At 73.7% G+C, this 26,718-nt stretch carries 19 protein-coding genes and 2 pseudogenes; 17 read left to right on the top strand and 4 right to left on the bottom strand.

Features of this window, described 5'->3' with window-relative positions:
- The first annotated feature begins 289 nt into the window (after positions 1 to 289).
- The gene (gene smc, locus RM555_RS07095; RefSeq protein ID WP_311410960.1) at positions 290 to 3,901 is read left to right on the top strand and encodes a chromosome segregation protein SMC; all 3,612 of its coding nucleotides are present in this window, start codon (positions 290 to 292) and stop codon (positions 3,899 to 3,901) included.
- Positions 3,901 to 4,521: an HAD-IA family hydrolase gene (locus tag RM555_RS07090; RefSeq protein WP_311410959.1), complete on the top strand. Its 621-nt coding sequence runs from the start codon at positions 3,901 to 3,903 to the stop codon at positions 4,519 to 4,521. The genes smc and RM555_RS07090 overlap by 1 nt, the downstream gene beginning before the upstream one ends.
- 27 nt (positions 4,522 to 4,548) lie before the next feature.
- Here RM555_RS07090 and RM555_RS07085 read toward each other — a convergent pair whose 3' ends face one another.
- Both RM555_RS07085 and RM555_RS07080 read right to left on the bottom strand, forming a co-directional pair.
- On the bottom strand, positions 4,549 to 5,070 hold the full coding sequence (locus RM555_RS07085; RefSeq protein ID WP_311410958.1) for a DinB family protein: 522 nt from the start codon (positions 5,068 to 5,070) through the stop codon (positions 4,549 to 4,551).
- Between the two features lie 124 nt (positions 5,071 to 5,194).
- Positions 5,195 to 6,907 carry an alkaline phosphatase D family protein gene (locus RM555_RS07080; protein ID WP_311410957.1) on the bottom strand — a complete coding sequence of 571 codons (1,713 nt, stop codon included), beginning with the start codon at positions 6,905 to 6,907 and terminating at the stop codon, positions 5,195 to 5,197.
- A gap of 150 nt (positions 6,908 to 7,057) precedes the next feature.
- On the opposite strand from RM555_RS07080, the gene ftsY reads away from it, so the two are divergent.
- The 8 genes and pseudogenes from ftsY (at position 7,058) to RM555_RS07045 (ending at position 16,136) form a co-directional block, all read left to right on the top strand.
- Entirely contained in the window at positions 7,058 to 8,245 is a 1,188-nt protein-coding gene (ftsY, locus tag RM555_RS07075; protein ID WP_311410956.1) for a signal recognition particle-docking protein FtsY, read from the top strand.
- A 7-nt stretch (positions 8,246 to 8,252) separates the two neighbouring features.
- Positions 8,253 to 9,116, top strand: coding sequence for an aminoglycoside phosphotransferase family protein (locus RM555_RS07070; protein ID WP_192581443.1), 864 nt, complete (start codon positions 8,253 to 8,255; stop codon positions 9,114 to 9,116).
- A 193-nt stretch (positions 9,117 to 9,309) separates the two neighbouring features.
- Positions 9,310 to 10,761 (top strand): ammonium transporter, encoded by a 1,452-nt coding sequence (locus RM555_RS07065; RefSeq protein WP_311410955.1) that lies wholly within the window; start codon positions 9,310 to 9,312, stop codon positions 10,759 to 10,761.
- A 25-nt stretch (positions 10,762 to 10,786) separates the two neighbouring features.
- Positions 10,787 to 11,125, top strand: coding sequence for a P-II family nitrogen regulator (locus RM555_RS07060; protein ID WP_176733926.1), 339 nt, complete (start codon positions 10,787 to 10,789; stop codon positions 11,123 to 11,125).
- Between the two features lie 16 nt (positions 11,126 to 11,141).
- A pseudogene (locus RM555_RS30965) lies at positions 11,142 to 11,918 on the top strand ([protein-PII] uridylyltransferase); the annotation flags it as partial.
- Positions 11,919 to 12,104: 186 nt separating this feature from the next.
- Positions 12,105 to 13,607 (top strand): annotated as a pseudogene (locus RM555_RS30960) ([protein-PII] uridylyltransferase); the annotation flags it as partial.
- A 323-nt stretch (positions 13,608 to 13,930) separates the two neighbouring features.
- Positions 13,931 to 15,490, top strand: a complete 1,560-nt coding sequence (gene ffh / locus RM555_RS07050; RefSeq protein WP_311410954.1) for a signal recognition particle protein — start codon at positions 13,931 to 13,933, stop codon at positions 15,488 to 15,490.
- 67 nt (positions 15,491 to 15,557) lie between these two features.
- A complete protein-coding gene (locus RM555_RS07045) occupies positions 15,558 to 16,136 on the top strand; it encodes a Uma2 family endonuclease (RefSeq protein WP_311410953.1) in 579 nt (192 codons plus the stop codon).
- 66 nt (positions 16,137 to 16,202) lie between these two features.
- On the opposite strand, the gene RM555_RS07040 is transcribed toward RM555_RS07045, so the two are convergent.
- Positions 16,203 to 19,751 (bottom strand): S8 family serine peptidase, encoded by a 3,549-nt coding sequence (locus RM555_RS07040; protein WP_311410952.1) that lies wholly within the window; start codon positions 19,749 to 19,751, stop codon positions 16,203 to 16,205.
- 324 nt (positions 19,752 to 20,075) lie between these two features.
- On the opposite strand from RM555_RS07040, the gene RM555_RS07035 reads away from it, so the two are divergent.
- A complete protein-coding gene (locus RM555_RS07035) occupies positions 20,076 to 21,155 on the top strand; it encodes an amidohydrolase family protein (RefSeq protein WP_151455320.1) in 1,080 nt (359 codons plus the stop codon).
- A gap of 77 nt (positions 21,156 to 21,232) precedes the next feature.
- Here the strand turns inward: RM555_RS07035 and RM555_RS07030 are convergent, their stop codons facing one another.
- Complete coding sequence (locus RM555_RS07030; protein WP_311410951.1) at positions 21,233 to 21,835, bottom strand: TetR family transcriptional regulator; 603 nt, start codon at positions 21,833 to 21,835, stop codon at positions 21,233 to 21,235.
- A gap of 103 nt (positions 21,836 to 21,938) precedes the next feature.
- On the opposite strand from RM555_RS07030, the gene proS reads away from it, so the two are divergent.
- The 6 genes from proS (at position 21,939) to trmD (ending at position 26,623) form a co-directional block, all read left to right on the top strand.
- The gene (gene proS / locus RM555_RS07025) at positions 21,939 to 23,345 is read left to right on the top strand and encodes a proline--tRNA ligase (RefSeq protein WP_311410950.1); all 1,407 of its coding nucleotides are present in this window, start codon (positions 21,939 to 21,941) and stop codon (positions 23,343 to 23,345) included.
- Positions 23,346 to 23,527: 182 nt separating this feature from the next.
- Complete coding sequence (locus RM555_RS07020; RefSeq protein WP_311410949.1) at positions 23,528 to 24,175, top strand: DUF402 domain-containing protein; 648 nt, start codon at positions 23,528 to 23,530, stop codon at positions 24,173 to 24,175.
- Between the two features lie 310 nt (positions 24,176 to 24,485).
- Positions 24,486 to 24,953 carry a 30S ribosomal protein S16 gene (gene rpsP, locus RM555_RS07015; protein WP_311410948.1) on the top strand — a complete coding sequence of 156 codons (468 nt, stop codon included), beginning with the start codon at positions 24,486 to 24,488 and terminating at the stop codon, positions 24,951 to 24,953.
- A complete protein-coding gene (locus RM555_RS07010; protein ID WP_172862164.1) occupies positions 24,928 to 25,188 on the top strand; it encodes an RNA-binding protein in 261 nt (86 codons plus the stop codon). Before rpsP ends, RM555_RS07010 begins: the two co-directional genes overlap by 26 nt.
- A gap of 2 nt (positions 25,189 to 25,190) precedes the next feature.
- Positions 25,191 to 25,829, top strand: a complete 639-nt coding sequence (gene rimM, locus RM555_RS07005; RefSeq protein WP_311411034.1) for a ribosome maturation factor RimM — start codon at positions 25,191 to 25,193, stop codon at positions 25,827 to 25,829.
- A gap of 20 nt (positions 25,830 to 25,849) precedes the next feature.
- On the top strand, positions 25,850 to 26,623 hold the full coding sequence (gene trmD / locus RM555_RS07000) for a tRNA (guanosine(37)-N1)-methyltransferase TrmD (RefSeq protein WP_311410947.1): 774 nt from the start codon (positions 25,850 to 25,852) through the stop codon (positions 26,621 to 26,623).
- Positions 26,624 to 26,718 lie beyond the last annotated feature (95 nt).

Raw genomic sequence — 26,718 nt, 5'->3', positions numbered from 1 at the left:
GCAAAAAGAGCGCGCCGACACTTCTGTGCCGGCGCGCAGCTCTGTCCGCATCCTTTTTCGCCGCACCAATTCGTGATCTTGTGCGGCCCGCCGCGACGATTCCCGTACGACTCCGGCCGACGGATGGGCCGCACCCGGGCGGGCCGGCCCGGGCCCCCTGGGACGGGCGCCCGGCGGTCGCCAGGCGGGTCGCGTGCCCGGCGGTTCCCGCTCCCGGGTTAGTCTGCGGGTTCACCCAGGTCCGCGCAGCCGGCGACGGTACGGCGGCCACCGGACGAGGATCGAGAAGGTGCATCTCAAGAGCCTGACGGTGAAGGGCTTCAAGTCCTTCGCCTCCGCGACGACGCTCAAGCTGGAGCCGGGGATCACCTGCGTGGTCGGCCCCAACGGCTCCGGCAAGTCCAACGTCGTCGACGCCATCGCCTGGGTGCTCGGCGAGCAGGGCGCCAAGGCGCTGCGCGGCGGCAAGATGGAGGACGTCATCTTCGCCGGCACCGCCGGCCGGGCCCCGCTGGGCCGGGCCGAGGTGACCCTCACGATCGACAACACCGACGGGGCGCTGCCGATCGAGTACACCGAGGTGTCGATCACCCGCCGGATGTTCCGCTCCGGTGAGAGCGAGTACGAGATCAACGGCGACACCTGCCGGCTGCTCGACATCCAGGAGCTGCTGTCGGACTCCGGCATCGGCCGGGAGATGCACATCATCGTCGGCCAGGGGCGACTCGACGGGATGCTGCACGCCAAGCCGGAGGACCGGCGGTCGTTCGTCGAGGAGGCGGCCGGCGTCCTCAAGCACCGCAAGCGCAAGGAGAAGGCGCTGCGGAAGCTCGACGCGATGCAGACGAACCTCAACCGGCTCACCGACCTCACCGCCGAGCTGCGCCGCCAGCTCAAGCCGCTGGGCCGGCAGGCGGAGGTGGCCCGCCGTGCCGCCGCGATCCAGGCCAACCTGCGTGACGCCCGGCTGCGGCTGCTCGCCGACGACCTGGCCACCCTGCGTGCCACCCTGGACCGGGAGATCGCCGACGAGACCGCGGTGCGCGAGCGGCGCGAGCAGGTCGAAGCCGAACACAGCGAGGTGCAGGCGCGGCTGGCCGAGCTGGAGGCGGCCCTCGCCGAGGACGCGCCGCTGCTGGCCGCCGCCCAGGACACCTGGTACAAGCTCTCCGCCCTCTCCGAGCGGTTCCGCTCCATCGAGCAGCTCGCCCGGGAACGGCTGCGGCACCTCAGCGCCACCCCCGACGACGAGCGCCCCGGTCGCGACCCCGAGCAGTTGGAGGCTGAGGCCGAGCGGATCCGCGAGCAGGAGGAGGAGCTGCGCGGCGCGCTCACCGACGACCAGATCCGGCTGGCCGAGGCCGTCGAGCACCGCCAGGAGCTGGAGCGGCAGCTCGCCGCCGCCGAACGCGAGCTGGTCGCCGCGGCCAAGGCGATCGCCGACCGGCGGGAGGGCCTGGCCCGGCTGACCGGTCAGGTCAACTCCGCCCGCGCCCGGACCACCAGCGCCGGCGAGGAGATCGAGCGGCTCGCCACCGCGCACGCCGACGCGCTGGCCCGGGCCGACCAGGCCCAGGCCGAACTCGACGCGGTCGCCGAGCAGTCCACCGAGGCCGACCGGGACAACGCGGACCTCGACGCCCGGCACGCCGAGGCGGTCGCCGCCCAGGAGCGGGCGCAGGCCACCGTGCGGTCGCTGACCGACGCGGAGCGGGCGGCGGAGAAGGACGCCGCCACCTGGAAGGCCCGGGAGGAGGCGCTCGCCCTCGGCCTGCGCCGCAAGGACGGCGCGGGCGCGCTGCTGGCCCGCGCCGACGAGGTCCCGGGCCTGCTGGGCAGCCTGGCCGGGCTGCTCACGATCGCGCCCGGGCAGGAGGCCGCGCTCGCCGCCGCGCTCGGCGGGCTCGCCGACGCGGTCGCGGTCAGCGGCGTCGACGAGGCGGTCGAGGCCATGCGGCTGCTGAAGATCTCCGACGCCGGTCGCGCCGGCCTGCTGGTCGGCAGCCCCGCCGGGCCGGGCATGGACGGGCCCGCCGACGCGCTGCGGCCGAAGCTGCCCGACGGCGCCCGCTGGGCGCCCGACCTGGTGGAGTGCTCCCCGCAGCTCCGCCCGGCGGTGCACCGGGCGCTGCGCGACGTGGTGCTGGTCGACGACCTCGCCGCCGCAGCCGAGGTGGTCGCCGGCAACCCGGAGCTGCGCGCGGTCACCCCCGACGGCGACGTGGTCGGGGCGTACGCGGCGGCCGGCGGGTCGGCCAAGGCGCCCAGCTTCATCGAGGTGCAGGCCGCCGTCGAGGAGGCCCGCTCGAACCGGCTCGCCGCCGAGCAGACCGGCGCGGAGCTGCGCGAACAGCTCGTCGACGCCCGCGCCGAGGTGGCCGCCGCCAAGGAGACGGTGCAACACGCCGCTGCCGCCAAGCGGGAGGCGGAGAGCCACCGCAACGCCGCCGCCCGCCGGCTGGCCGAGCTGGGCGCGGCGGCCCGCTCGGCGAAGGCGGAGACCGACCGGCTCGGCGAGTCCCGGGCCCGCGCGGAGGCCGCCCGGGAGCGGGACCTGCTCACCCTGGCCGAGCTGGAGGAGCGGCTGCGGCTGGCCGAGGAGACCCCCGTCGACGCGGAACCCTCCACGGAGGACCGCGACCAGCTCGCCGCGATGGTGCCGCAGGCGCGGCAGAACGAGATGGAGGTCCGGCTCGCGGTGCGTACCGCCGAGGAGCGGGTCTCCTCGATCGCCGGCCGCGCGGACTCCCTGCGCCGGCAGGCCACCGCCGAGCGGGCCGCGCGGGAACGCGCGGCGGCGCGGCGGGCGGCGCGCACCCGGGGCGCGGGGATCGCCCGGGCCGTGGCGGGCGGGGCCCGGGAGGCACTCACCCGGCTGGCCACCTCGATCGCCGCGGCCGAGGAGCACCGCGACGCCGTGGCGCGCGAACGCGCCGCCCGCGAGGCCGAACTCCAGGAGGTACGCGGCGCGGCCAAGCGGCTCGGCGCGGAGCTGGAGCGGCTGACCAGCCAGGTGCACCGGGACGAGGTGGCCCGTGCCGAGCAGCGGCTGCGCATCGAGCAGCTGGAGGCGAAGGCCGCCGAGGACTTCGGCCTTGACGTGGAGACCCTCGTCGCCGAGTACGGCCCGACCCAGCCCGTCCCGCCCACCCAGGCCGACGTGGCGGCGGCCGAACGCGACGGCCTGCCGGTGCCCGAGCCGGTCCGCTACGAGCGGCCCGTGCAGGAGAAGCGGGCCGCCAAGGCGGAGCGGGAGCTGGCCCTGCTCGGCAAGGTGAACCCGCTGGCGCTGGAGGAGTTCGCCGCGCTGGAGGAGCGCTACAAGTTCCTCTCCGAGCAGTTGGAGGACCTCAAGGCCACCCGCCGCGACCTGCTCACCGTGGTCAAGGACGTCGACGACCGGATCCTGGAGGTCTTCGCCAGCGCGTTCGCCGACACGGCCCGGGAGTTCCAGCAGGTCTTCACCGTGCTCTTCCCCGGCGGCGAGGGGCGGCTCGTGCTCACCGACCCCGACGACCTGCTCACCACGGGCATCGAGGTCGAGGCCCGCCCGCCGGGCAAGAAGATCAAGCGGCTGTCGCTGCTCTCCGGTGGCGAGCGTTCGCTGACGGCGGTGGCGATGCTGGTGGCCATCTTCCGGGCCCGGCCCAGCCCGTTCTACATCATGGACGAGGTGGAGGCGGCGCTCGACGACGTCAACCTGGGACGGCTGATCACGCTGCTGGCCCAGTTGCGGGAGAAGAGCCAGCTCATCGTCATCACGCACCAGAAGCGGACGATGGAGGTCGCCGACGCCCTGTACGGCGTGACCATGCGTAACGGGGTGACCCAGGTGATCAGCCAACGGCTCAACCGGGCCGACGGGGACGAGCGGCGTGGCCGCGGCGAGGAGAACGAGTAGTGGGTCGGGAACGGGCGACGGCGCTCCTGGTGGACTTCGACGGCGTCCTGCGCCGGTGGGACCCGGCGGTGGCCGCCGGGGTGGAGCGGGAGTACGGCCTGTCCGGCGGCGTACTCACCGAGATCGCCATGCAGTGGGGGCGGCTCCAGCCGGTGCTGACCGGGCGGGTCAGCCACGCCGACTGGATGAGCAGCGTGGCCGACGCGCTGGCCGACTCCGTGGGTGGCCCCGAGCGGGCCCGGGCCGCCGTGGAGCAGTGGCAGCGTTACCGGGGCGAGGTGGACCCCGAGGTGCTCGGCTTCGTCCGCGAGGCGCGGGCCGGCGGCATCCGCGTCGGCCTCGGCACGAACGCCACGGACCTGCTCGACGCCGACCTCGCCGCGCTCGACCTGACGGACGAGTTCGACGTGGTGGTCAACTCGTCCAGGGTCGGGGTGAACAAGCCGGCGAAGGAGTACTTCCAGGCGGCCTGCGAGGCCCTGGAGACCCCGGCGGCCCGGGTGCTCTTCCTCGACGACGAGGACTGGGCGATCCGGGGCGCCCGGGTCGCCGGCCTGTCGGCGCTGCGCTGGAGCGGCCCGGCCGACCTGCGGTACGCGCGGGCCGCCCTGGCGTACTGACCGGTTTCCGGCCCGCCCCGGCGAGGGCTACTCGCCCGTGACGCCGTCGATGCGTTCGCGGATCAGGTCGGCGTGGCCGTTGTGCCGGGCGTACTCCTCGATCATGTGCACGTAGATCCAGCGCAGGTTGAACGTCCGGCGCTTCGGGCCGACCTCGGTGAAGGTCTCGTCGAGCGACCGGCCGGCGGCGGCGGCTCGGGCCAGCGCCACCTCCCGGTGGAAGGTGGCGAGGTCGGCCTCGGCGTCGGCGGTGCTGACGTCGTGGTCGGCGTCCGGGTTGTCGGGCGTGAAGTAGGGGTAGTCGACCTGCTGGCCGGCGAGGTTCTCCCGGAACCACCAGGCCTCGACCTCGGCCAGGTGCCGGACCAGGCCGAGCAGGGTGAGCCCGGAGGGCTCGACGCTGGGCGTCTTCAGTTGTTCGGCGGTCAGCCCGGCGCACTTGAGCAGCAGGGTCTGCCGGTGGTAGTCCAGCCAGCCCTCCAGCATGGTGCGCTCGTCGCCGACGTAGGGCTCGGGGGTCCGGGTGATCTCCGGTGCTCGCCAGGTCATGCCGGTCATCCTGGCTGGCACCTCCGACAACCGGCGAGCGGTTTATCGGGGCGCGTGGCCACCGGCGGCGCGTGGGTGGCTGCCCGCCCGGCGCGGGCGGGCAGGCCGGGGCGCGGCGGGAGGCTCACCCGCCGGGGGTCAGGCGCTGCCGCATGACCTCGCGCAGGTGGCCGTCGCTGGTGGTGCCCTCGATCGTCACCTCGGCCGTCCGGCCGGCGTGCACCAGCGTGGCGACCGCGTTGCCGAAGTACGGCCCGGCCAGCCGCTTCCAGCGGAACGGTGGGCGGCGTACGCCGGCGGTGCGGGCCAGCGCCCGGGTGGCCCCGGACGGCCCGGACGACCAGCCCAGCTTCATCAGCGGGCGCATCCCGGCCGGGACCTGGTTGTGGATGGGCGAGCAGGTGAGCTGGTGCACCGGCGTGACCACGCTGCGGTCGTCGAACCGCGCCCGCGCCACGTACGAGTGGTGCACGTCGCCGGAGAGCACGCTGATCGACGCCGGTGGCGCGTACGCCGGGCCGGCCCCGACGCGCTCGCCGGGATCGCCGGGGGTGCCGCTGCCGAGGCGGGCGAAGAGCGCGCCGAGCGCGTCGAAGGAACGGCGGAACGCGGCCCAGTGCTCCAGGTCCAGCCCCCGGCGCAGCTTCTCGGCCAGCCGGGCGACCCAGGGCCGCCGCGAGTCGGCCAGCTTCTCGTTCCACGCCTCCACGTGGTGGATGCCGGGCGGCAGCAGCCACGGCAGGGAGGCGCCGACGACGAGGTGGTCGTAGACGCCGTGGGCGCGGTCGAGGAACCACGACCACTCGCCCGGGGGCAGCATCGCCCGCTGGCCCGGCTCCAGCACCCGGCTGCACCGGTTGTCGAGCATGACCAGCCGGGTCCGGCCCAGGTCCAGCGCGTAGCTCCACTGGTACTGCACGGCGCGCCACCGCTCGGTGTCGTGGGCGAGGTCGGCCTCGGTGTCGACCCGCTGCCCGAACTCGCGCAGCACGCCGGTGGCGTCCTCCGCCGCGACGACCTTGGCGTAGACCGGGTCGGCGGCGATCTCGTCGGGGGAGAGGTTGCCCAGGTGCTGGTAGACCCAGTACGAGGCGAGGCCGCTGGTGATCCGCTCCGCCCACCACGGCTGCTCGCGCATGTCGGAGCGCCAGGAGGCCGAGGTGTTCCAGTCGTCGATGACCTCGTGGTCGTCGAAGATCATCACGCTCGGCACGGTGGAGAACAGCCAGCGGATCTCCGGGTCCCGCCAGGACTCCAGGTAGAGCTTCGTGTACTCGTCGAAGCTGACCACCTGGTCGCCCGGCGCGCCCTTGGGCCGGCGGCGGCGCCGCTTGAGCAGCCGCCGGACCGTGGGGGAGGTCACGTCCGCGTAGACCTGGTCGCCGAGGAGCACCAGCAGGTCGGGCACGTCGGTCGCGGCCGGGTCGGCCATCAGCCGCCGGGCGTACGCGTCGAGGGCGTCCGGGGGCAGCCGCCGGGTGGTGGCGTGCTGGGTGGTCTCCCGGCAGGAACCGAAGACCAGCCGGACCGGCTGTTCGAGGTCGTCGGCCGCCCGGGTGCGGATCACGCTGGGCGGGAAGTTGCTCTTCGGCACCGGCCAGGCGACCTCGTCGTCGATCAGCACCTCGTAGGTGGTGGCGCTGTCGGGGGTGAGCCCCTCCACGACGACGAGGGCGTAGTGATGGTCGTACGCCGAGAAGGTGGGGGCGGTGCCCCCGGCGCCGTCGGCGGTGCGGACGGTGACCACCGCGGGCGCGCTGGTCTCCACCCAGACGGTGGCCGACGTGCCGACCACCCTGCGGAGCAACGGGCCGATGAGCAGGTGTGCCGCGGGCATGGTCGACCTCCAGATGAGCGGACTTCATCTTTACTACCCGGCCGGCGGTCGCACCACTGCTGGCTGTGATCGAGCCTACCGCCGGCCTCCCTGGACGCGGTCGGGAGCGGTGGCTGGGACAGCTCCGCCGGCATCTGACAGGATTCCGGCATGACCGAATACCTCCTCATCGCGCTCGCCCTGCTCGGCGTGCTGATCCTTGGCGGCATCGGGCTGGTCGTGCCGCGGCTGCGCCGGCGACCGGAGCCGCCGCTGCCGAAGACGGAGGTCGACACCCGGGCCGAGGAGGACCTGGCTGGCCCGCCGGTCCAGGCACCGGAGGCCGAGCTGTCCACCGGGATCCTGGTGGAGCCGCCGGTGGTGGAGGCCCCGGCACCGGTGCTGGAGGTCCCCGAGCCGACCGCCGGCCGGCTGGTCCGGCTGCGCTCCCGGCTGTCCCGCTCGCAGAACGTCTTCGGCAAGAGCCTGCTCGGCCTGCTCAGCCGCGACCACCTCGACGAGGACACGTGGGAGGAGATCGAGGACAGCCTGATCACCGCCGACGTCGGCGTCGACGCCACCCGCGACATCGTCGACCGGCTGCGCGAGCGGACCCGGGTCCTCGGCACCCGCTCCGGCAGCGAGCTGCGCGCCCTGCTCGCCGCCGAGCTGGTCAACGCGCTCGACCCGACCCTGGACCGGTCCCTGCGGACCGCGCCCAAGGAGGGTGTGCCGGCGGTCGTGCTGGTGGTCGGCGTCAACGGCGCGGGCAAGACCACCACCTGCGGCAAGATCGCCCGGGTGCTCGTCGCCGACGGCCGCAGCGTGCTGCTCGGCGCCGCCGACACCTTCCGGGCCGCCGCCGCGGACCAGCTGGAGACCTGGGGCGGTCGGGTCGGCGCGGAGACCGTGCGGGGCCCGGAGGCGGCCGACCCGGCCAGCGTGGCCTTCGACGCCGTCAAGCGGGGCATCGACACCGGCGTGGACACCGTGCTCATCGACACCGCTGGGCGTCTCCAGAACAAGATCGGCCTGATGGACGAGCTGGGCAAGGTCAAGCGGGTGGTGGAGAAGCACGGCCCGATCGACGAGACACTGCTGATCCTCGACGCCACCACCGGGCAGAACGGGCTGGAGCAGGCCCGGGTCTTCACCGAGGTGGTCAACGTGACCGGTGTCGTGCTCAGCAAGCTCGACGGCACCGCCAAGGGCGGCATCGTGATCGCCGTGCAGCGCAAGCTGGGCATCCCGGTCAAGCTGGTCGGGCTCGGCGAGGGCAAGGACGACCTGGCCCCGTTCGACCCCGCCCAGTTCGTCGACGCGCTGCTCGGTACCGAGCCGCTCGCCCGGGACGCGTAACCTCGCAGTGACGACCGACGATCGCGCCTACGCCGGGTGGCGCGACCCCAGCCACCCGTCGACGGGCCTCGGGAGACCGTACGTGACTTCGCAGGAGATCCCGCTGCACGGCGGGAACGTCAGCACCGTCGTCCGGGTCGGCGACACGGTCCGGCGCAACGCCGGGCCGTGGACGCCCTCGGTGCACGCCCTGCTGCGCCACCTGGAGTACGTCGGGTTCACCGGCGCCCCCCGCGCGCTCGGCATGGACGAGCGCAACCGGGAGGTCCTGTCGTACCTGGAGGGGGAGTGCGGGGAGTACCCGCTGGCCCCGCACTGGGTCACCGACGAGGCGCTGGTGACCGTCGCCACCATGCTCCGGATGTTCCACGACGCCCAGTACGGCTTCGTCCCGCCGCCGGGTGCGGTGTGGCGCTCGTTCGGACCGCCGCCGCCGGACACCGAGGTGATCTGCCACCACGACGCCGCCCCGCACAACGTGATCTGGCGGCCCGACGGCACCCTGGGGCTGATCGACTTCGACCTCGCCTCGCCCGGCGCCCGGATCTACGACGTGGCGTACGCGGCCTGGACCTGGGTGCCGATCTTCTCCGACCGGGACTCGATCACGCTCGGCTGGAAGCACCCCGACCGGCCGCGCCGGCTGCGCCTCTTCGCCGACGCGTACGGGCTCATCCCCCGGGACCGGCACCGGCTCATCCGGACCATCCGCAAGCGGATCGTGGACCACGTGGAGGGTATCCGCCGGATGGCCGCCGCCGGTGAGCCGGCCTTCGTCCGGATCGTGCACAAGGGGCACCTGCGCCGGCCGATGCGGGACCTGCGGCTGCTCGACTACGAGCGCAACGCCCTGGAGTACGCGCTGCGCTGAGCGGTCCGTGCTGTCGGCCGCGCCGGCCGGCGGTGAGCTTCTCTTCACACGTCCGAAACAACCCGTCACCGTTCGGAAACCGACGGGTGACGCTGGGGGAAACAGGGAGCGAGCAGGCTTCCGCCCATCCGGCGTACGGGCGACGCTGCCCCGGAAGCCGGGAAGGAGGGAACTTCACCTTTAGGAGGCCAGCGTGCCTGAGGCACCCACGCTCGATTCCGGCAACACCGTGTGGTTGCTGGTGTCGACGGCGCTCGTGCTGCTCATGACGCCCGGACTGGCGCTGTTCTACGGCGGCCTCAACCGGTCCAAGGGTGTACTGAACATGATGATGATGAGCTTCTCCGCGATCGGGCTCATCTCTGTCTTGTGGTGGTTCTACGGTTTCAGCATCGCGTTCGGCAGCGATGTCAACGGGCTCTGGGGCGACCCGGGCGCCTACCTCGGCACCAAGACCTTCCTCGCCGAGACCGACCTCTGGGGCGCGACGGCGGAGAACCCGAGCGGCATCGGCGTCCCGCTCTACGTGTTCATGGCCTTCCAGATGATGTTCGCCGTGATCACCGTCGCGCTGATCAGCGGCGCGATCTCCGACCGGGCGAAGTTCGCCGGCTGGCTGCTCTTCGCGTTCGGCTGGGCGACGCTCGTCTACTTCCCGGTCGCGCACTGGGTGTGGGGCGGCGGCATCATCGGCGGCGACCTGCACGCGCTCGACTTCGCCGGCGGCACCGCCGTGCACATCAACGCCGGCGCGGCGGCCCTGGCCCTGGTGCTGGTGCTGGGCAAGCGGCTCGGCTGGCCCCGGGAGGGCATGAAGCCGCACAACATCCCGCTCGTCGCGCTCGGCGCCGGGCTGCTCTGGTTCGGCTGGTTCGGCTTCAACGCCGGTTCCGAGCTCACCGTCGACTCGGTCGCCGGCCTGGCCTTCATCAACACCCAGCTCGCCACGGCCGCCGCCGTGCTCGGCTGGATCGTCGTCGAATGGATCAAGGACAGGAAGCCGACCCTGGTCGGCGCCTCGTCCGGCGCCATCGCCGGCCTGGTCGCCATCACCCCGGCCTGCGGCTTCATCGCCCCCTGGGCGGCGGTGCTGCTCGGCCTCGTCGCCGGGGCGGTCTGCGCGCTGGCGATCAGCCTCAAGTACAAGCTCGGCTACGACGACTCGCTCGACGTGGTCGGCGTGCACTTCGTCGGCGGCTGGATCGGCTCGCTCTGGCTCGGCCTCTTCGCCACCAACTCGGTCAACGGCGCGATCAGCGACGTGATCGGTGCCTCCGACGGGCTCTTCTACGGCGGCGGGGTGACCCAGCTCGGCCGGCAGGCCCTGGCCGGCCTGATCGTCACCGTCTGGTCCTTCGCGGTGGCCTGGGTGCTCGCCTTCGGCATCGAGAAGACGATCGGCTTCCGCCTGCGGGCCGAGGACGAGGTCGGCGGCATCGACATCGCCGAGCACGCCGAGAGCGGCTACGACCTGTCGCCGGCCGCCGGCAGCGGCGGGGGCAGCGCGTTCGCGATGGCCGGGCTGACCGCCGCCAGGCCGGCGACGGAGCCGGCGGCCGCGCCCACCGCGCCTGCCGAGCCGGCTGCGGCTGCCGAGCCGGTCGAGCCGGCCGCCGGGTCCGCCGCCGAGAAGGTCGCCCGTTAACGTTCCTGGGATGGAGGGGTTGGACATGAAGCTGGTGACCGCGGTCATCAAGCCGTACCAGCTGGACGCGGTGAAGGAGGCCCTGCACGCCCTCGGCGTGGCCGGCCTGACCGTCAGTGAGGTCCAGGGCTACGGGCGGCAGAAGGGGCACACCGAGGTCTACCGGGGTGCCGAGTACACGGTCGAGTTCCTGCCCAAGATCCGGGTGGAGGTGCTCACCGACGAGATCGACGTCGACAAGATCGTGGACGCCGTCGTCGGCGCCGCCCGGACCGGCAAGATCGGCGACGGGAAGGTCTGGGTGACCGCCGTCGAGGAGGTCGTCCGGGTCCGCACCGGCGAGCGCGGCCTCGACGCGCTCTGACCGGCCACCCACCGACATGACCTCGTCGACCAGGAAGAACGCGTCGGGACACACCGGCGACGGTGCCGCCGCACTCCTGGTCGACGAGGTCGTCGGCGTCGACGGCGGCATCGGGGCGACGGCGCGGGCCACGCGGGCCGACGCGTACGACCGGTGGCTGCGCGGACTGCTGCCGCAGCGGCCCGGGGTGGCGCTGGTCGCCGTCGGCGGGCTGGGCCGCCGGCAGTGCGCGCCGCACGGGGACCTCGACCTCGTCCTGCTGCACGCCGGGGTGCCCGGCGTGGAAGAACTGGCCGCCTCGCTCTGGTATCCCGTGTGGGACGCCGGGCTGCGGCTGGACCACTCCGTCCGGACCGTCCCCGAGGCGCTCTCCGTCGCCCAGGACGACGTGAAGGTGGCCCTCGGGCTGCTCGACGCGCGGCTGCTCGCCGGGGACACCGCGCTCGCGGACACCCTCGTCCGCACCGCCGCCGACCACTGGCGGCGCACCGCCGTACGCCAGCTCCCGGCGCTCCGCGAGATCACCGCCGCCCGCTGGGCCGCCCACGGCGAGCTGGCGTTCCTGCTGGAGGGCGACCTGAAGGAGGCGGCCGGCGGGCTGCGCGACGTGGGCATCCTGCGGGCGATCGCCGCCGCCGGGATCACCGACGCGCTGCGCCCCGCCGTCCGCGCCGCGCACCTGCGGCTGCTCGACACCCGCGACGCGCTGCACCGGCAGGCCGGCCGCCGGGTCGACCGGCTGGTCGCCCAGGAACGCGACGGCGTCGCCGCGCTGCTCGGGCTCCGGCAGCCACCGGCTGGCGGGTCCGACACCCCGGGCCCGCCTTCGCCGCACGCCCCGGGCCCGCCTTCGCCGCACGCCCCGGGCCCGCCTTCGCCGCACACCCCGGGCCCGCTTCCACCCGGCGCCCCGCGCCTGCTCCCACCCGGCGCGTCCGGCGGCGCGCCGCGGGCCGGCGCCGCCGAGTGGATCGGCGACGGCGACGCGCTGCTGCGCCGGGTCGCCGGGGACGCCCGGACCGTCAGCCACGCCCTCGACGACGCCTTCCGCGCCGCCGACCGGCTCCGCTCCGGCCGCCGTCGGGGCGCCGACGGGCGCCCGCTGCGCCGACCGGTCGCCCGGGACGTCGTCGAGCACGACGGGGAGCTGGTGCTGGCCCGCACCGCGATCGGGGCACGCCCCGACCCGAGCCTGTCGCTGCGGGTCGCCGCCGCCGCGGCCGTCACCCGGCTGCCGATCGCCCGGGCCACCTGCGAGTGGCTGGCCGTGTACTGCCCGCCGCTGCCGGCGCCGTGGCCGGCCGAGGCCCGGGCCGCGCTGATCACCCTGCTCGGCGCCGGTGCCGGCCTGGTGCCGGCCTGGGAGACCTGCGACCGGTACGGGCTGATCGAGGGCTGGCTGCCCGAGTGGACCCGGCTGCGCAGCCTCCCGCAGCACAACCCGGTGCACCGGTTCACCCTCGACCGGCACCTCGTGCAGACCGCGTACGAGGCCAGCCGGCACACCCGCGAGGTGGACCGCCCCGACCTGCTGCTGCTCGGCGCCCTCCTGCACGACGTCGGCAAGGGGCTTCCCGGCGACCACAGCACGGTCGGGGTGCCGCTGGCGGAGGCGGTGGCCGCCCGGATCGGCCTGCCCGCGCCGGAGGTGGCGCTGATCGGCACGCTGGTCCGGCTGCACCTGCTCCTGCCCGACGTGGCCACCCGGCGGGACCTGGCCGACCCGGTCACCATCGCCGGGGTGGCCGAGCGGGTCGGCGACCCGACCACGCTGGACCTGCTGCACGCCCTGGTGCGGGCCGACGCCGCCGCCACCGGCCCGGCCGCCTGGTCGGACTGGAAGGGGCGACTGGTCGCCGAGTTGGTCACCCGGGTACGGACCGCGCTGGACACGGGCGCGCTGCCCGCCCCGCCCGCCCCCGACCCGGCCCTGCTGGCGGGGCCCCTGCCGGTCGTACACCTGACGGCCGACCGGGTGGCGGTGGCCGCGGCGGACCGGCGCGGCCTGCTCGCGACGGTGGCCGGCTGCCTGGCGCTGCACCGGCTGGAGGTGCTCTCCGCCGACGCCTCCACCGTCGACGGCCGGGCCCTGGTCGAGTGCCGCGTGCAGCCCCGGTACGGCCTCGCGCCCGACCCGATCGCCCTCGGCGCCGACCTGCGCCGCGCGGTGAACGGCGACGTCTCGGTCACCCAGCGGCTGCGCGGCCGGGCCCTGGCGGCGCGGTCCGGTCCGGCCGCGCCCCGGGTGGTCTGGCACCGCGAGGCGGCCACCGACGCCGTGCTGCTGGAGCTGCGCGCCGCCGACGCGGCGGGCCTGCTCTACCGGGTCACCTGCGCCCTCGACGACGCCGGTGCCCAGGTGCGCGCGGCCCGCATCTCCACCCTCGGCGGCGACGTGGTGGACGCCTTCTACCTCGTCGGCGGCTGGCCGGACGACGCCACCCGGGCCCGTCTGGAGGCCGCGGTGCTGGCCGCCGTGTAAGGAAGGGCCCCCTGTTAACGCCTGAGGTAGAGGAAGGGCCCCCTGTTAACGTCGGGCGCCCGACTCCTTTCTCCTCCCGGCCCCGCGATCTTGATCGTCCCGCCCGGACGGCCCGGGTGGAAGTGCCGGGTGGCCGGGGCGGCCCGGGCGGTGGCGGGAGTGGGTGTGGTGGCGGGAGTGGGTGGCCTGCTACGTCGTACGGCCGGGTTAGCTGCGCCCGGCCCGGAGCGGCCGTGCGGCCCGGCCGGCTACCCTAGCGGTGGCCGGACACCTCGCCCGGTCGCCGATGTGCCCGCCGGAACACTGACAAACGGGATGTTCGCGTGTTTGACACCTTGAGTGACCGCCTGTCCGGGATCTTCACCAAGCTCCGCGGCAAGGGTCGGCTCACCGACGCCGACATCGACGCCACCGCGCGCGAGATCCGCCTCGCGCTGCTGGAGGCGGACGTCGCGCTGCCGGTGGTCAAGGGCTTCATCGCCAACGTCAAGGAGCGGGCGCGCGGCTCCGAGGTCTCCCAGGCGCTCAACCCGGCGCAGCAGATCATCAAGATCGTCAACGAGGAGCTGATCAACGTCCTCGGTGGCGAGGGGCGGCGGCTCCAGTTCGCCAAGCAGCCGCCGACGGTGATCATGCTCGCCGGCCTCCAGGGCTCCGGTAAGACCACCCTCGCCGGCAAGCTGGCCCGCTGGCTCAAGGCCCAGGGCCACCAGCCGCTGCTGGTCGCCGCCGACCTCCAGCGCCCCAACGCCGTCGGGCAGCTCCAGGTGCTCGGTGGCCGTGCCGGCGTCGAGGTGTACGCCCCCGAGCCCGGCAACGGCACCGGCGACCCGGTGCAGGTGGCGCGCGCCTCGATCGAGCACGCGAAGCGGGCCGCCCGGGACATCGTCATCGTCGACACCGCCGGCCGGCTCGGCATCGACGCCGAGATGATGCAGCAGGCCGCCGACATCCGCGACGCGGTCGAGCCGGACGAGGTCATCTTCGTCATCGACGCCATGGTCGGCCAGGACGCGGTGCGCACCGCCGAGGCGTTCCGCGACGGCGTGGGCATCACCGGCGTGGTCCTCTCCAAGCTCGACGGCGACGCCCGCGGTGGCGCCGCGCTGTCGGTCCGGGAGGTCACCGGGCAGCCGATCCTCTTCGCCTCCACCGGCGAGAAGCTGGAGGACTTCGACGTCTTCCACCCCGACCGGATGGCCAGCCGGATCCTCGGCATGGGCGACGTCCTCACTCTGATCGAGCAGGCCGAGCAGGCCTTCGACACCGATCAGAAGGAGAAGATGACCGCCAAGCTGATGGGCGGCGAGCAGTTCACCCTGGAGGACTTCCTCGACCAGCTCATCGCGGTCCGGCGGATGGGCCCCATCGCCAACGTGCTGGCCATGATGCCGGGCATGGGGCAGATGAAGGACCAGCTCGCCGAGGTCGACGACAAGCACTTCGACCGGGTCACCGCGATCATCCGGTCGATGACCCCCGCCGAGCGCACCAACCCGAAGATCATCAACGGCTCGCGCCGGGCCCGCATCGCCAACGGCTCCGGCGTCACGGTGATGGACGTCAACCAGCTGCTCAACCGCTTCGCCGACGCGCAGAAGATGATGAAGCAGATGGGCGGCATGATGGGCCTGCCGGGCGGCGGCCGGCGCAAGGCGACCAAGTCGCCGAAGAACAAGCGCAAGGGCACCAAGGGCGGCAACCGGCCGCGCGCCGGGGCGGGCGCCGGGATGCCGGGCGGCTTCCCGGGCGGGATGCCGCAGCTCCCGCCGGGCATGGACCCGAACGACCTGGCCGGCGGCCAGGGCCTCCCGCCGGGCTTCAAGCTGCCGAAGATCGACTTCAACAAGCTCGGCAAGGGCGGCGACGGCCGGCCCCGCTGAGGTGTGTCGCTGACCGCGGGTGACATGATCCTTGCCTAGGGTGATGTCGCCCCTGGAAGGAGGAGTCATGACCGTGGCACCCATCCTGCCCGAGCGGTCGGAGTGGACGGTCGACGACCTCGGTGACCTGCCGAAGGACCTTCCGTACGAGTTGGTCAACGGAAGGTTGATCGTGCCGTCCCCCACCGCCGTGCACCAGGACCTCTGCGTCGAGCTGCTGCTCGCGCTCCGGGTCAACTGCCCCACCGAATACCTGGTGAGTATCGACCTGTCGATGCGCATCGATCGCCGCAACGAGCCGCGCCCCGACGTGGTCGCCATCCGCCGCGAGCACGCCGACCGCTCGCCCGTCCCCGTCGAGGACGCGCTGCTGGCCGTCGAGGTACTCTCGCCGACCTCGACGTTCCGTGACCTCTACGACAAGGCGAAGGTCTACGCGCACGCCGGGGTGCGGACGTACTGGGTGGTCGACCCGCTGCACGAGCGGATGACCCTGACGGAGTACACGCTCGGCCCCACCGGCGAGTACGAGGTGCTGACCCACACCGAGGACCTCTTCGTCACCGAGCGGCCCTGGAAGGTCTCCGTCGACCTGCCCGCGCTGACGACGCGGCGGGCCGGGCTGCTGGCGCGCGACGAGGGCTGAGCGCCCCGCGGTCCACACGGGCGGGGCCCGGCCGTCACCGGCCGGGCCCCGTTTCTCGTACGACCGTCAGGACAGCAGGTCCGGCCGGTCGGTGACGCGCAGCGCGTTCACGATCGGCACGCTGTAGCCCTTGTGCGTCACGAACCGCACGTTGAGCTGGCCGTCGACCACCCGCACCGTGTACGTCCGGCTCAGCGCGGCGTAGCTGCCCACCTCACCGGCCACGTCCAGCGACGGCAGCACCTCCTGGCCCTCGATCAGCACGTCGAAGACCCGCCGGTCCGGGGACTGCCGCTTCACCTCGGCGAAGTCCAGCTCCACCGTGTAGTGGCCGTCCGCGAGACCGTCGACGCGGTACTCGTACATCCCTTCCCGCTGGCTGGTGAAGCGGGCCGGATCGTTGGTGCCGGTGATCGGGGTGCTGGTCGTCCGGCGGCTGGACGTGCCGAGGTAGCCGGCGCCGCCGGCGCTCCAGGCCCGGTCCGGCGACCAGGTCTGGCCCTCGACGTCGGCCCGGGCCGACGTCGCGCCGGCGTCGACCGCCAGGGTGGTACGCGGCACCACCAGGGTGACCGGGACGTCCAGGACGGGCTGGCGCCCGCTGGCCGAGGAGATCCGCAGCCTGGCCTGGTGGAAGCTGCCGGGGGCCAGGCCGGCGGTGCTGGTCGCCACGCCGACGGTGTGCCGGCCGCCGCTGCCCAGGGTGACAGTGGCACCCGACAGGTCGAGCCAGCTGACGTCCTGCGGCGTGCCGTCGGAGTTCAGCTCGGTGACCGTGACGTCGGTGCCGAGCACCCCCGTGTTGCTCAGGGTGACCTGTCGGCTCCGGGTCTGCTCGGCCCCCGAGACGACCGTCAGTTCGCTCGTCGGGGTGCCGACGCGTGCGGTACGCAGCGCCGCCGAACGGACCTCGGCCGCGCCGGCCTGCACGGCCACCGAGCCCGACGCCGCCTCGTAGTGCTGCTTGTCGATGGTGAACCCGACCGTGCCGGCGGGGGACTGGATCAGGTACGTGCCGTCGGCCTCCGTGGTCTGGGTGGCCGTCGCGTCGCCCACCCGGGCGGTCACGGTGGCCCCGGCGACCGGGCGCCCGTCGTTGGCGTCGGTGACCACGCCGGAGAGCACCCCGCTGCGGGTGGTGCGGAACGTGATCGCCGTGCCGTCGGCGACCGCCGGGGCGTTGTACGAGTACTCGAAGCCGACGGTGCCGTCGACGTTCTCCAGGCCGATCGTCGCGCCGGTGCCGGTCTCCGCGCCGTCGCCGTCGATGTCGGCGTACCGGTAGGTGATCGAGCCGTCCTCACCGATGGCGGCGCTGAAGGTCAGCCGCATCGAGCGGTCGGCGAAGATCGACACGTTGCGCCACTCCACCAGGAACGTGCGGCGCGGCGCGGCACCCGTGACGGCGGTGTAGACCCCCGAATCCTCCTCCACGTAGAGGTCGTCCCAGAACGGGAAGAGCGCCAGGTCGGGGTTGGTGGTGTTCGGCAGGGCGGTGTTGAGACGGCTGGTAGACGAGGTGCCGAAGCCGAGCACGCCGTTGGTGCTCACCCACGCCTGCCGGTAGGAGTTGCCGTAGAGCGGGACCCGGAAGGGCAGCGTGACGGGGACGGACTTGTTGTCACCGGTCAACGTCTCCAGCAGCTGGGTGCCGGCGACGAACGAGCCGCCGGCCGGGCCGCAGGCGTACCCGAAGGAGTCGACCCGGTCGGGCAGGGTGACGTCCAGGACGGTGTCCGCGCCGACCTGCGCCGGGCTGGTCACCTCGTCCGAGCAGCGGTACGTGTGCGCGAAGCGGACGTCGTACGTGCCGTGCGGCACGGTCACGGAGTAGCGCCCGTCGGCGTCGGCGGTGGCGGTCAGCGGGGTGCCGAGAACGGCGACGGTGGCGCCGCCGGCCGTGCCGTTCGAGGTGCGCACCGTGCCGCTGAGCGTGGCCGAGGGGGCCGCCTCGAGGGCGACGTCCGCGTCCGCCGTCTGGTTCTCGGTGATCGTCACCGAGGTCGTTGCCGTGGTGTAGCCGAACTTGCTCACCGAGACCGTGTAGCTGCCCACCATCAGCCGGTCGAGCGCGTAGGAGCCGTCGGCGCCGGTGCTGGTGACGCGGGTCATCGGGCCGGTGACCGTCACGTCCGCCCCGGCCAGCGGGCTGCCGCCGGAGCTGACCCGGCCGCCCAGTGCGCCGAGGGCGCCCCGGGGGGTGGCGTCGACCGCCGCGTACGCGTCGAGCCGGCCCTCGCCGAAGACGTTGTTGTCGTCGACGGTGCCGCCGCAGGTGAGCGCGTCGACGTCGATCGCGGTGTCGTCGAGGATACGTTTGGTCTCGGCGACGTCACCCTGCAGGGCCGGCGAGGCCGACCACATCAGGGCCACGGTCGCCGCGGTGTGCGGGGAGGCCATCGACGTGCCGCTGAGTGCCGAGTAGCCGCCCGGCACCGAGGAGCGGACGTTGGCGCCCGGCGCGGCGATGTTCGGCTTGATGTCGCCGTTCTCGCCGGTGCCCCGGCTGGAGAAGCTGGCGATCGCGTTGTTCACGTCGAACGCGCCGGAGCTGTAGCTGATCGTGTACGACCCGGGGCTGCCCGAGGTGTTGCAGCTCGGGCCGCTGTTGCCGTTTGAGAAGGCCGGGAAGATGCCGGCGGCCACCCACGACGAGACGATCTCGGTGTACCACGGGTCGTACGCGCTGGAGCCCCAGGAGTTGTTCACGACGTCCGGGGCGAGGTCGGGGCGCGGGTTGGCGCCGTCGAGGTCGGTGGGGGCGACGACCCACTGGCCGGAGGCGAGCAGCGACGCCCGCGAGCAGCCGCTGGTCTCGCAGCCCTTGGCGGCGATCCACCGGGCGCCCGGGGCCACGCCGATCACGTTGGCGCCGTCCGAGCCGACCATCGTGCCCATGGTGTGCGTGCCGTGGTTGTTGTTGTCGCACGGGGCGTCGGTGGGGCAGACGTCGGCCGGGTCGAACCAGTTGTAGTTGTGGTCGAGGGTGCCGTCACCGTTGCGCCCCCGGTAGCTGGCCGCCACGGCGGGGTGGGTGACGTCGACGCCGCTGTCGATGTTGGCGACCACGATGCCCTCGCCGCGTACGTTCAGCTCGTTCCAGACCCGCGGCGCGTTGATCCGGTCGATGTTCCACTCGGTGGCGTCGGTGGTGGGGACGGTCTCGCCGGGCAGCGGCTTCGGGATCTCGACCGGGTCGTCGGCGAGGATCTCGGCGACGTCGGTGCGCACGGCGAGGTCACCGAGCAGCTCGGCGTCGCCGGTCACCCTGATCGCGTTGACCAGCCAGAACGGGGTGAACTCCGCGCCCTCGCGGGTCAGCATGGCGCGTAGCCCGGCCTGGCTGCGCTCGGCGTGGGCGGTCTTGGCGCGGTGCACGTGGGCGGCCTTCTCCGTCTTGCCGCGCAGGCTGGCCGCGCCGGACAGGTCGGCCTTGCTGTCCAGGAAGACCCAGTAGCTGGCCCTGCTCTCGCGGGCGAGCCGGGTGGTGACCTTCCTGTCGACCTTCGCGGCCACCGCCCTGACCTTCGCGTCGGCGGAATCCGGTGCGGCGGCGGCCGGCGCCGCGGCGCCGATCGGCAGGGTGAGGCCGACCGCCAGGCCGACCGCGGCCATTCGCCATCGTCGTGGTGACACTGTCCCGACGCTCCTTATGGGGTGAGGCGACACGGTGGACGCCCGGTGTCCGGGCGCCTGGGAGCATCCTGGTGACGAAGGATCTCTTCATCAAGACATGCGTAAATAAAGAAATCTGTCAATCAACTGTTCGTGCCGCTCGGTGGTGGGAGGGCTACGCAGCGGAGCCTGCGGACACCGCGCCGAGCGGGGCCGGGCGCGACCGGCGGACCGGCGCATCCGCTGCACCCGGGCGTCCCCGGCCCGGGTCGACCGGGAAGAATGGCGGCCGGACCGCCCCCATCGCGCGCAGACGGAGGACGCATGGCCTGGCACGTACGCGGCGTGGTGCTGCCCGACGACGAGGTCCGTGACCTGTGGCTGGTCGGCGACCGGGTCACCTTCACCCCGGTTGCCGGCGCGGAGACGATCGCCGACGGCGGGTTCGTGCTGCCCGGTCTGATCGACGCGCACTGCCACATCGGCATCGCCCGCGGCGGCGCCCCGATCACCTCGCTCGACCAGGCCCGCGAGCTGGCTCGCGTCGACCGGGACGCCGGGGTCCTCGCCATCCGCGACGCCGGGTCGCCGTACCCGTACCCCGAACTCGACGACGAGCCCGACCTGCCGCGGCTGGCCCGCGCCGGCCGGCACGTCGCGCCGCCGAAGCGCTACCTGCGCGACATCGGCGTCGAGGTCGGCGCGGCGGAGGTGGCGGCGACGGTGGCCGCGCAGGCGCGCGCCGGCAACGGCTGGGTGAAGCTCGTCGGCGACTGGATCGACCGGGGCGTCGGCGACCTGGCCCCGGCCTGGGACGCCGACACCATGGCGGCCGCCGTCCGGGCCGCGCACGCCGCCGGGGTACGCGCCGCCGTGCACACCTTCTCCGAGTCGGCCGTCGAGATCATGGTGCGCGCCGGGGTGGACTCGGTGGAGCACGGCACGGGCCTGAGCCTGGACCTGATCGACGAGATGGCCCGCCGGGGCACCGCGCTCATTCCCACGATGATCAACATTCGGACCTTCGGCGGGATCGCCGAGCAGGCCCGGGAGAAGTTCCCCGGCTACGCCGAGCACATGCTCGCGCTGCGCGACCGCTTCCCCGAGGTCGTCCGCTCGGCGCACGAGGCCGGGGTCCCGATCTACGTGGGTACGGACGCGGGCGGCGGCATCGACCATGGCCTCGCCGCGGAGGAGATGCTGCTGCTGCACGAGCAGGCCGGCATGTCCACCACCGACGTGCTCGCCGCCGCGTCCTGGCGGGCCCGCGAGTGGCTCGGCTTCCCGGGACTGGTCGAGGGCGGCCTGGCCGACCTCGTCGTCTACGCCGAGGACCCGCGCGCCGACCTGCGCGCCGTACGCACCCCGGCCCGCATCGTGCTGCGCGGTCGCGTCGTCCGCTGACCCGCCGCGCCCGGGCGGTCGGCGGGGGAGGCGCCCGGTCGGACCGGTGGCGCTCCCGGCCGGCGGTGCGCGCCCGGTCAGCCCGTGTGGGCCTGGGTGACCGCGTGCAGGAGCAGGTACACCGCGAGGTCGGCGAGGGCGGCGGCGGTCTGCGCGACGGGGGCGCCGGGCAGGACGATGTGGCTGATCACCAACCGGACGACCGAGTCCGTGGCGAACGCGACGGCGTTGCGGTCGGCGCCCGGCAGCACGCCGTCGGCCCACTCCAGCAGCACCTCGGTGGCCTCGGTCAGGACCAGCTCCGACCGGGTGGTGAGGTAGGGCAGCAGGTCTTCCGAGCCGCCCCGGGAGCTGGTCAGGACGGCCTTGATCAGCGGGTCGTCGGCCGCCTGCGTGAGGGTGTGCGAGATGGTGGCGTGCGCGGCGGCCCGTACGTCGTCGCCGTGGGCGCGCAGCAGGGCGCGTACGTCGCCGACGAACCGGTCGACCTCCCGCCGGGCGAGCGCCTCGGCCAGCCCCGCCTTGGTGCCGAACTCGTTGTAGACCGTCTGCCGGCTGACCCCCGCCGCGCGCGCGACGGCACCCATCCGGACGCCGTCCCAGCCGGTCGCGATGGTCAACGCCCGGGCGGCCTCGACGATCGCGTCCCGGGAACGGGTGCCGTCCCTCACCTCACCCATGGTGGTCGAATCCTAGCCCGGCCGCACCGACCGGCACGGCGGAGACCGGCGACGTCGCGCCCGATGACGTCGTCCCTTCGGCCGACGCATAGGATGTGCGGTCATGGCACGCGTGCTCACTCCCCGTGCGGAGGACTTTCCCCGCTGGTACCAGGACCTGATCGCCAAGGCGAAGCTGGCCGACAACGGCCCGGTCCGGGGGACCATGGTCATCCGCCCGGCCGGCTACGCCATCTGGGAGCGGATGCAGGCCGAGATGGACGCCCGGATCAAGGCGGCGGGCGCGGAGAACGCGTACTTCCCGCTCTTCATCCCGGAGAGCTACCTCAAGCGCGAGGCCGAGCACGTCGAGGGCTTCTCGCCGGAGCTGGCGGTGGTCACCCACGGCGGCGGCAAGCAACTCGCCGAGCCGGTGGTGGTGCGGCCCACCAGCGAGACCGTCATCGGCGAGTTCATGGCCAAGTGGATCGACTCCTACCGCGACCTGCCGCTGCTGCTCAACCAGTGGGCCAACGTGGTCCGCTGGGAGCTGCGCCCCCGGATCTTCCTGCGCACCAGCGAGTTCCTCTGGCAGGAGGGGCACACCGCGCACGCGACCCGCGAGGACGCCCGCGCCTACGCCCGCCGGATCCTGCACGAGGCGTACGAGGACCTCATGGTCAACGTGCTCGGCATCCCGGTGGTCGTCGGCCTGAAGACGGCCCGCGAGCGCTTCGCCGGCGCGACCGCCACCTACACCTGCGAAGGCATGATGGGTGACGGCAAGGCCCTCCAGCTCGGCACCAGCCACGAGCTGGGGCAGAACTTCGCCAAGGCCTTCGACATCAGCTACTCGTCGGCCGAGGGCGGCCGGGAGCACGCGTGGACGACCTCCTGGGGCACCTCGACCCGGATGCTCGGCGGCCTGATCATGTGCCACGGCGACGACAACGGCCTGCGCGTGCCGCCGAAGCTGGCGCCCGTGCAGGCGTACGTCATGGTGGTCAAGGACGGCGAGGGCGTCGGCGAGGCGGCGGCCAAGCTGCGCGACGCGTTGCGCGACGCGGGCGTCCGGGTCGCGCTCGACGACCGCGTCGACACCCCGTTCGGCCGCCGGGCCGTCGACGCCGAGCTGCGCGGCTATCCCGTACGCGTCGAGGTCGGCCCCCGCGACCTGGCCGCCGGCAACGCGGTCGTGGTCCGGCGCACGGACGGCTCGAAGTCCCCGACGCCGGTGGCCGACGTGGTGGCCGCCGTGCTGGCCGCCCTCGACGCCGACCAGCGCGCCCTGCACGACCAGGCGCTGGCCCACCGCAAGTCCCGCACGGTCGAGGTGTCGACCCTCGCCGAGGCGATCGAGGCGGCGGCCACCGGCTGGGCCATGGTGCCGTGGTCAGCGGTCGGCGTGCAGGGCGAGGCGGAGGCGAACGGCCAGGGCGTCACCGTGCGCTGCCTGCTGCGCGCCGACGGCTCGGTGCCCGACTCCGAGGACGAGTCCGACCTGGTCGCCATCCTGGCCCGCGCCTACTGAGTCCGTCCACCCTCCCACGCGTCGCGGCGGCTCCCCCGGCGGTTCCCCCGGCGGTTACCTCGGCGGTTCCCTCAGGCGTTAGGAAGGGCACCTTCCTAACGCCTGAGGTAGAGGAAGGGGCCCTTCCTTGCACCTCGGAGCGGCGGGCGGGAGTGGGGGGCGGGCGCCGGTAGGGTCGGTGCGTGAGATTCGAACCTGGGCGGCTGATCGTGCACCGCAACGTGCGCCGGGGCCGGATCGGCTGGGTACGCACCGCGCGGGTGGTCAGCGACGACGACCGGGGCCTGCTGCTCTGGGTGCCCCGCGACTCCCCGGTCGCGAGCGAGGTCACCGAGGCCGGGCTGGGCATGCGGGCGGTGCCGTTCAGCGAGTGGATCTCCTCGTCGTACCGTCTGGCCACCGGTCGGTGGGACGGCCCCTCCGTGCTCAAGTTCCTGCCCACCGGGGCGGCCCACTCCGTGTGGTGGTTCCGCGACGCGCACGACCGCTTCGCCACCTGGTACGTCAACCTGGAGGAGCCCGGGGTGCGCTGGGACGACGGCACGCTCGCCGGCGTCGACATGGTGGACCAGGACCTCGACGTGGTCGTCCGCCCCGATTTGGGCTGGGAGTGGAAGGACGAGGGGGAGTTCGCCGAGCGGCTCGCCTTCCCCGACCACTACTGGGTGACCGACGCCGACGCCGTCCGGGCCGAGGGGAAGCGGGTGATCGCGCTGGCCGAGGCGGGGGAGTTCCCGTTCGACGGCACCTGGTGCGACTTCACCCCGCCGCCCGACTGGACCGTCCCCGACGGGTTGCCGCCCGGCTGGGACCGCCCCCCGGTGCGCTGACCCGGCCCGACCCGCCCGCGCGTCCCCGTGGCGCACCACCCCCGATCGGCGGGGCCGGCCGCCGGCCGGCGGCTGTGCTTTCGGTCACTTCTGCCGCCCGGCGGGTGACCGGGGGCGGTCCGGTGCGAGCGATCGGGGCCCGATCTGGCAGAATGGCTGGCTGGTATCCGGCGCGCGTCCGGCGCCCTCTAACCCGGGCACGTCGCCAGTCCACCGAGCAGTCTCCGGCCCAACCCCACTGTGCCGGTCGACACTCACCCGTGCACCGCCCGTACCGGGCAGGTGAGATCGCAACAGGAGCGAAACAACTGTGGCCGTAAAGATCCGGCTCCTGCGGATGGGCAAGATCCGCAACCCGCAGTACCGCATCGTCATCGCCGACTCGCGCACCAAGCGCGACGGCCGGGCGATCGAGTTCGTCGGGGTCTACCAGCCGAAGGAAGACCCTTCGGTGATCGAGGTCAAGTCGGAGCGGGTCCAGTACTGGCTGTCCGTCGGCGCCCAGCCGAGCGAGGCGGTGCAGCGGCTGCTGGAGCTGACCGGTGACTGGCAGAAGTTCAAGGGCCTGCCGGCCCCGCCGCCGCTGAAGGTCGCCCCGGAGCGGGTCGACCGCACCGCGGCGTACGAGGCCGAGGCGAAGGCCGCCGCCGGGCTGGCCGAGGCGCCGGCGAAGCCGGCCAAGAAGGCCGCCAAGGCCGAGGCTCCGGCCGAGGCGCCGAAGACCGAGGCTCCGGCCGAGGCCCCGGCTGCCGCTGCCGACGCCGGTGAGCAGGCCTGACATGCCTCTGCGTCCGGCGTTGGAGCACCTGGTCAAGGGCATCGTCGACCACCCCGATGACGTACGCGTCCGGATGGTCGACTCCCGTCGGGGCAAGCGGCTGGAAGTCCGCGTGCACCCGGAGGACCTCGGCACGGTGATCGGGCGGTCCGGCCGGACCGCCAAGGCGCTGCGCCAGGTGATCGGCTCCATCGGCGGGCGCGGCGTGCGCGTCGACATCGTCGACTCGTACTGATGCTGCTCGTCGTCGGCAGGGTCGGCAAGCCGCACGGCATCCGCGGTGAGGTCACCGTGGAGGTGCGGACCGACGAGCCCGAAGCGCGGTTCGCCCCAGGCATGGTGCTGCGCACCATGCCTGGGGCGACGCCCCCGGCTGTGCCCAGCAGTCGGGTGCTGAGCACCATGCCGGGGGTGACGCCCCAGGCGCGGCACACCGAGCCCGTGGCGCCTCAGCCGTCGCCGGCCGCGCCCGCGCAGGGGGTGGCCTTCCGCGTGCCCGCCGAACTGGTCGTGGAGTCCGCCCGCTGGCACCAGGGGCGGATGCTCGTCGCGTTCGAGGGCATCGGGGACCGGGACGTCGCCGAGGCGCTGCGCGGCACGCTGGTCGCGGTCGACAGCGCCGAGGTCGCCCCGCCGGAGGACCCGGAGGAGTTCCACGACCACCAACTCGTCGGGCTGGCCGTGGTCACCCCGGCCGGCGACCGGCTGGGCGAGGTGGCCCGGATCGACCACGCCCCCTCCTCCGACCTGCTGGTGCTGCGCCGTCCCGAGGGCGGCACCGCGCTCATCCCGTTCGTCAAGGCGATCGTCCCCGAGGTTGACCTCGCCGGCGGTCGCGTCGTCGTCGACCCGCCGGCCGGTCTGCTCGATCTGTAGAACCGCTGGAGCACCCCCGCATGCGCGTCGACATCGTGTCGATCTTCCCGGAGTACTTCGCCCCGCTGGACCTGTCGCTGATCGGCAGGGCGCGGGCGAACGGCACGCTGCGGCTGGCCGTACACGATCTGCGGATCTGGACCCACGACGTGCACCGCACGGTCGACGACACGCCCTACGGCGGCGGGCCCGGCATGGTGATGCGGCCGGAGCCGTGGGGCGAGGCGCTCGACGCGCTCGCCCCGGCGGAGGTGACCGCGCCCCGGCTGGTGGTGCCGGCCCCGACCGGCGCCCCCTTCACCCAGGCGATGGCGCACGAGCTGGCCGCCGAGCCGCACCTGCTCTTCGCCTGCGGCCGGTACGAGGGCATCGACCAGCGGGTGCTCGACCACGCCGCGACCCGGATGCCGGTGACCGAGGTGTCCCTCGGCGACTACGTCCTCTTCGGCGGCGAGGTGGCGGTGCTGGTGATCCTGGAGGCGGTCACCCGGCTGCTGCCCGGCGTGCTCGGCAACGCGGGTTCGCTGGCCGAGGAGTCGCACGCCCACGGGCTGCTGGAGGCCCCCATGTACACGAAGCCGGCGACCTGGCGGGGGCTGGAGGTGCCGGAGGTGCTCCGTTCCGGCGACCACGGCAGGATCGCCCGCTGGCGGCGGGACGAGGCGCTGACCCGCACCGCCACGCGTCGTCCCGACATGCTCGCCGCGATGGACCCGCAGCGCCTGGACAAACGGGACGTCGCCGCGCTGGACCGGGCCGGATTTCAGGTGCCGCCGGGGGATGTGGCAAAGTAGGGGGGTTGCCGCAACCGGCCGCGCCGCGGCCGGCTGCGAGGATCCTCGACCGGGGTCGGGTCACCGACCGCCACCCGGGGATCAGAATCACCCAC

The organism is Micromonospora reichwaldensis (assembly GCF_031845925.1).
GTDB classification, from domain to species: Bacteria; Actinomycetota; Actinomycetes; order Mycobacteriales; family Micromonosporaceae; genus Micromonospora; species Micromonospora reichwaldensis.
The sequence above is the reverse complement of the archived record's forward strand: the minus strand, read 5'-3'. Positions and strand labels throughout refer to the sequence as shown.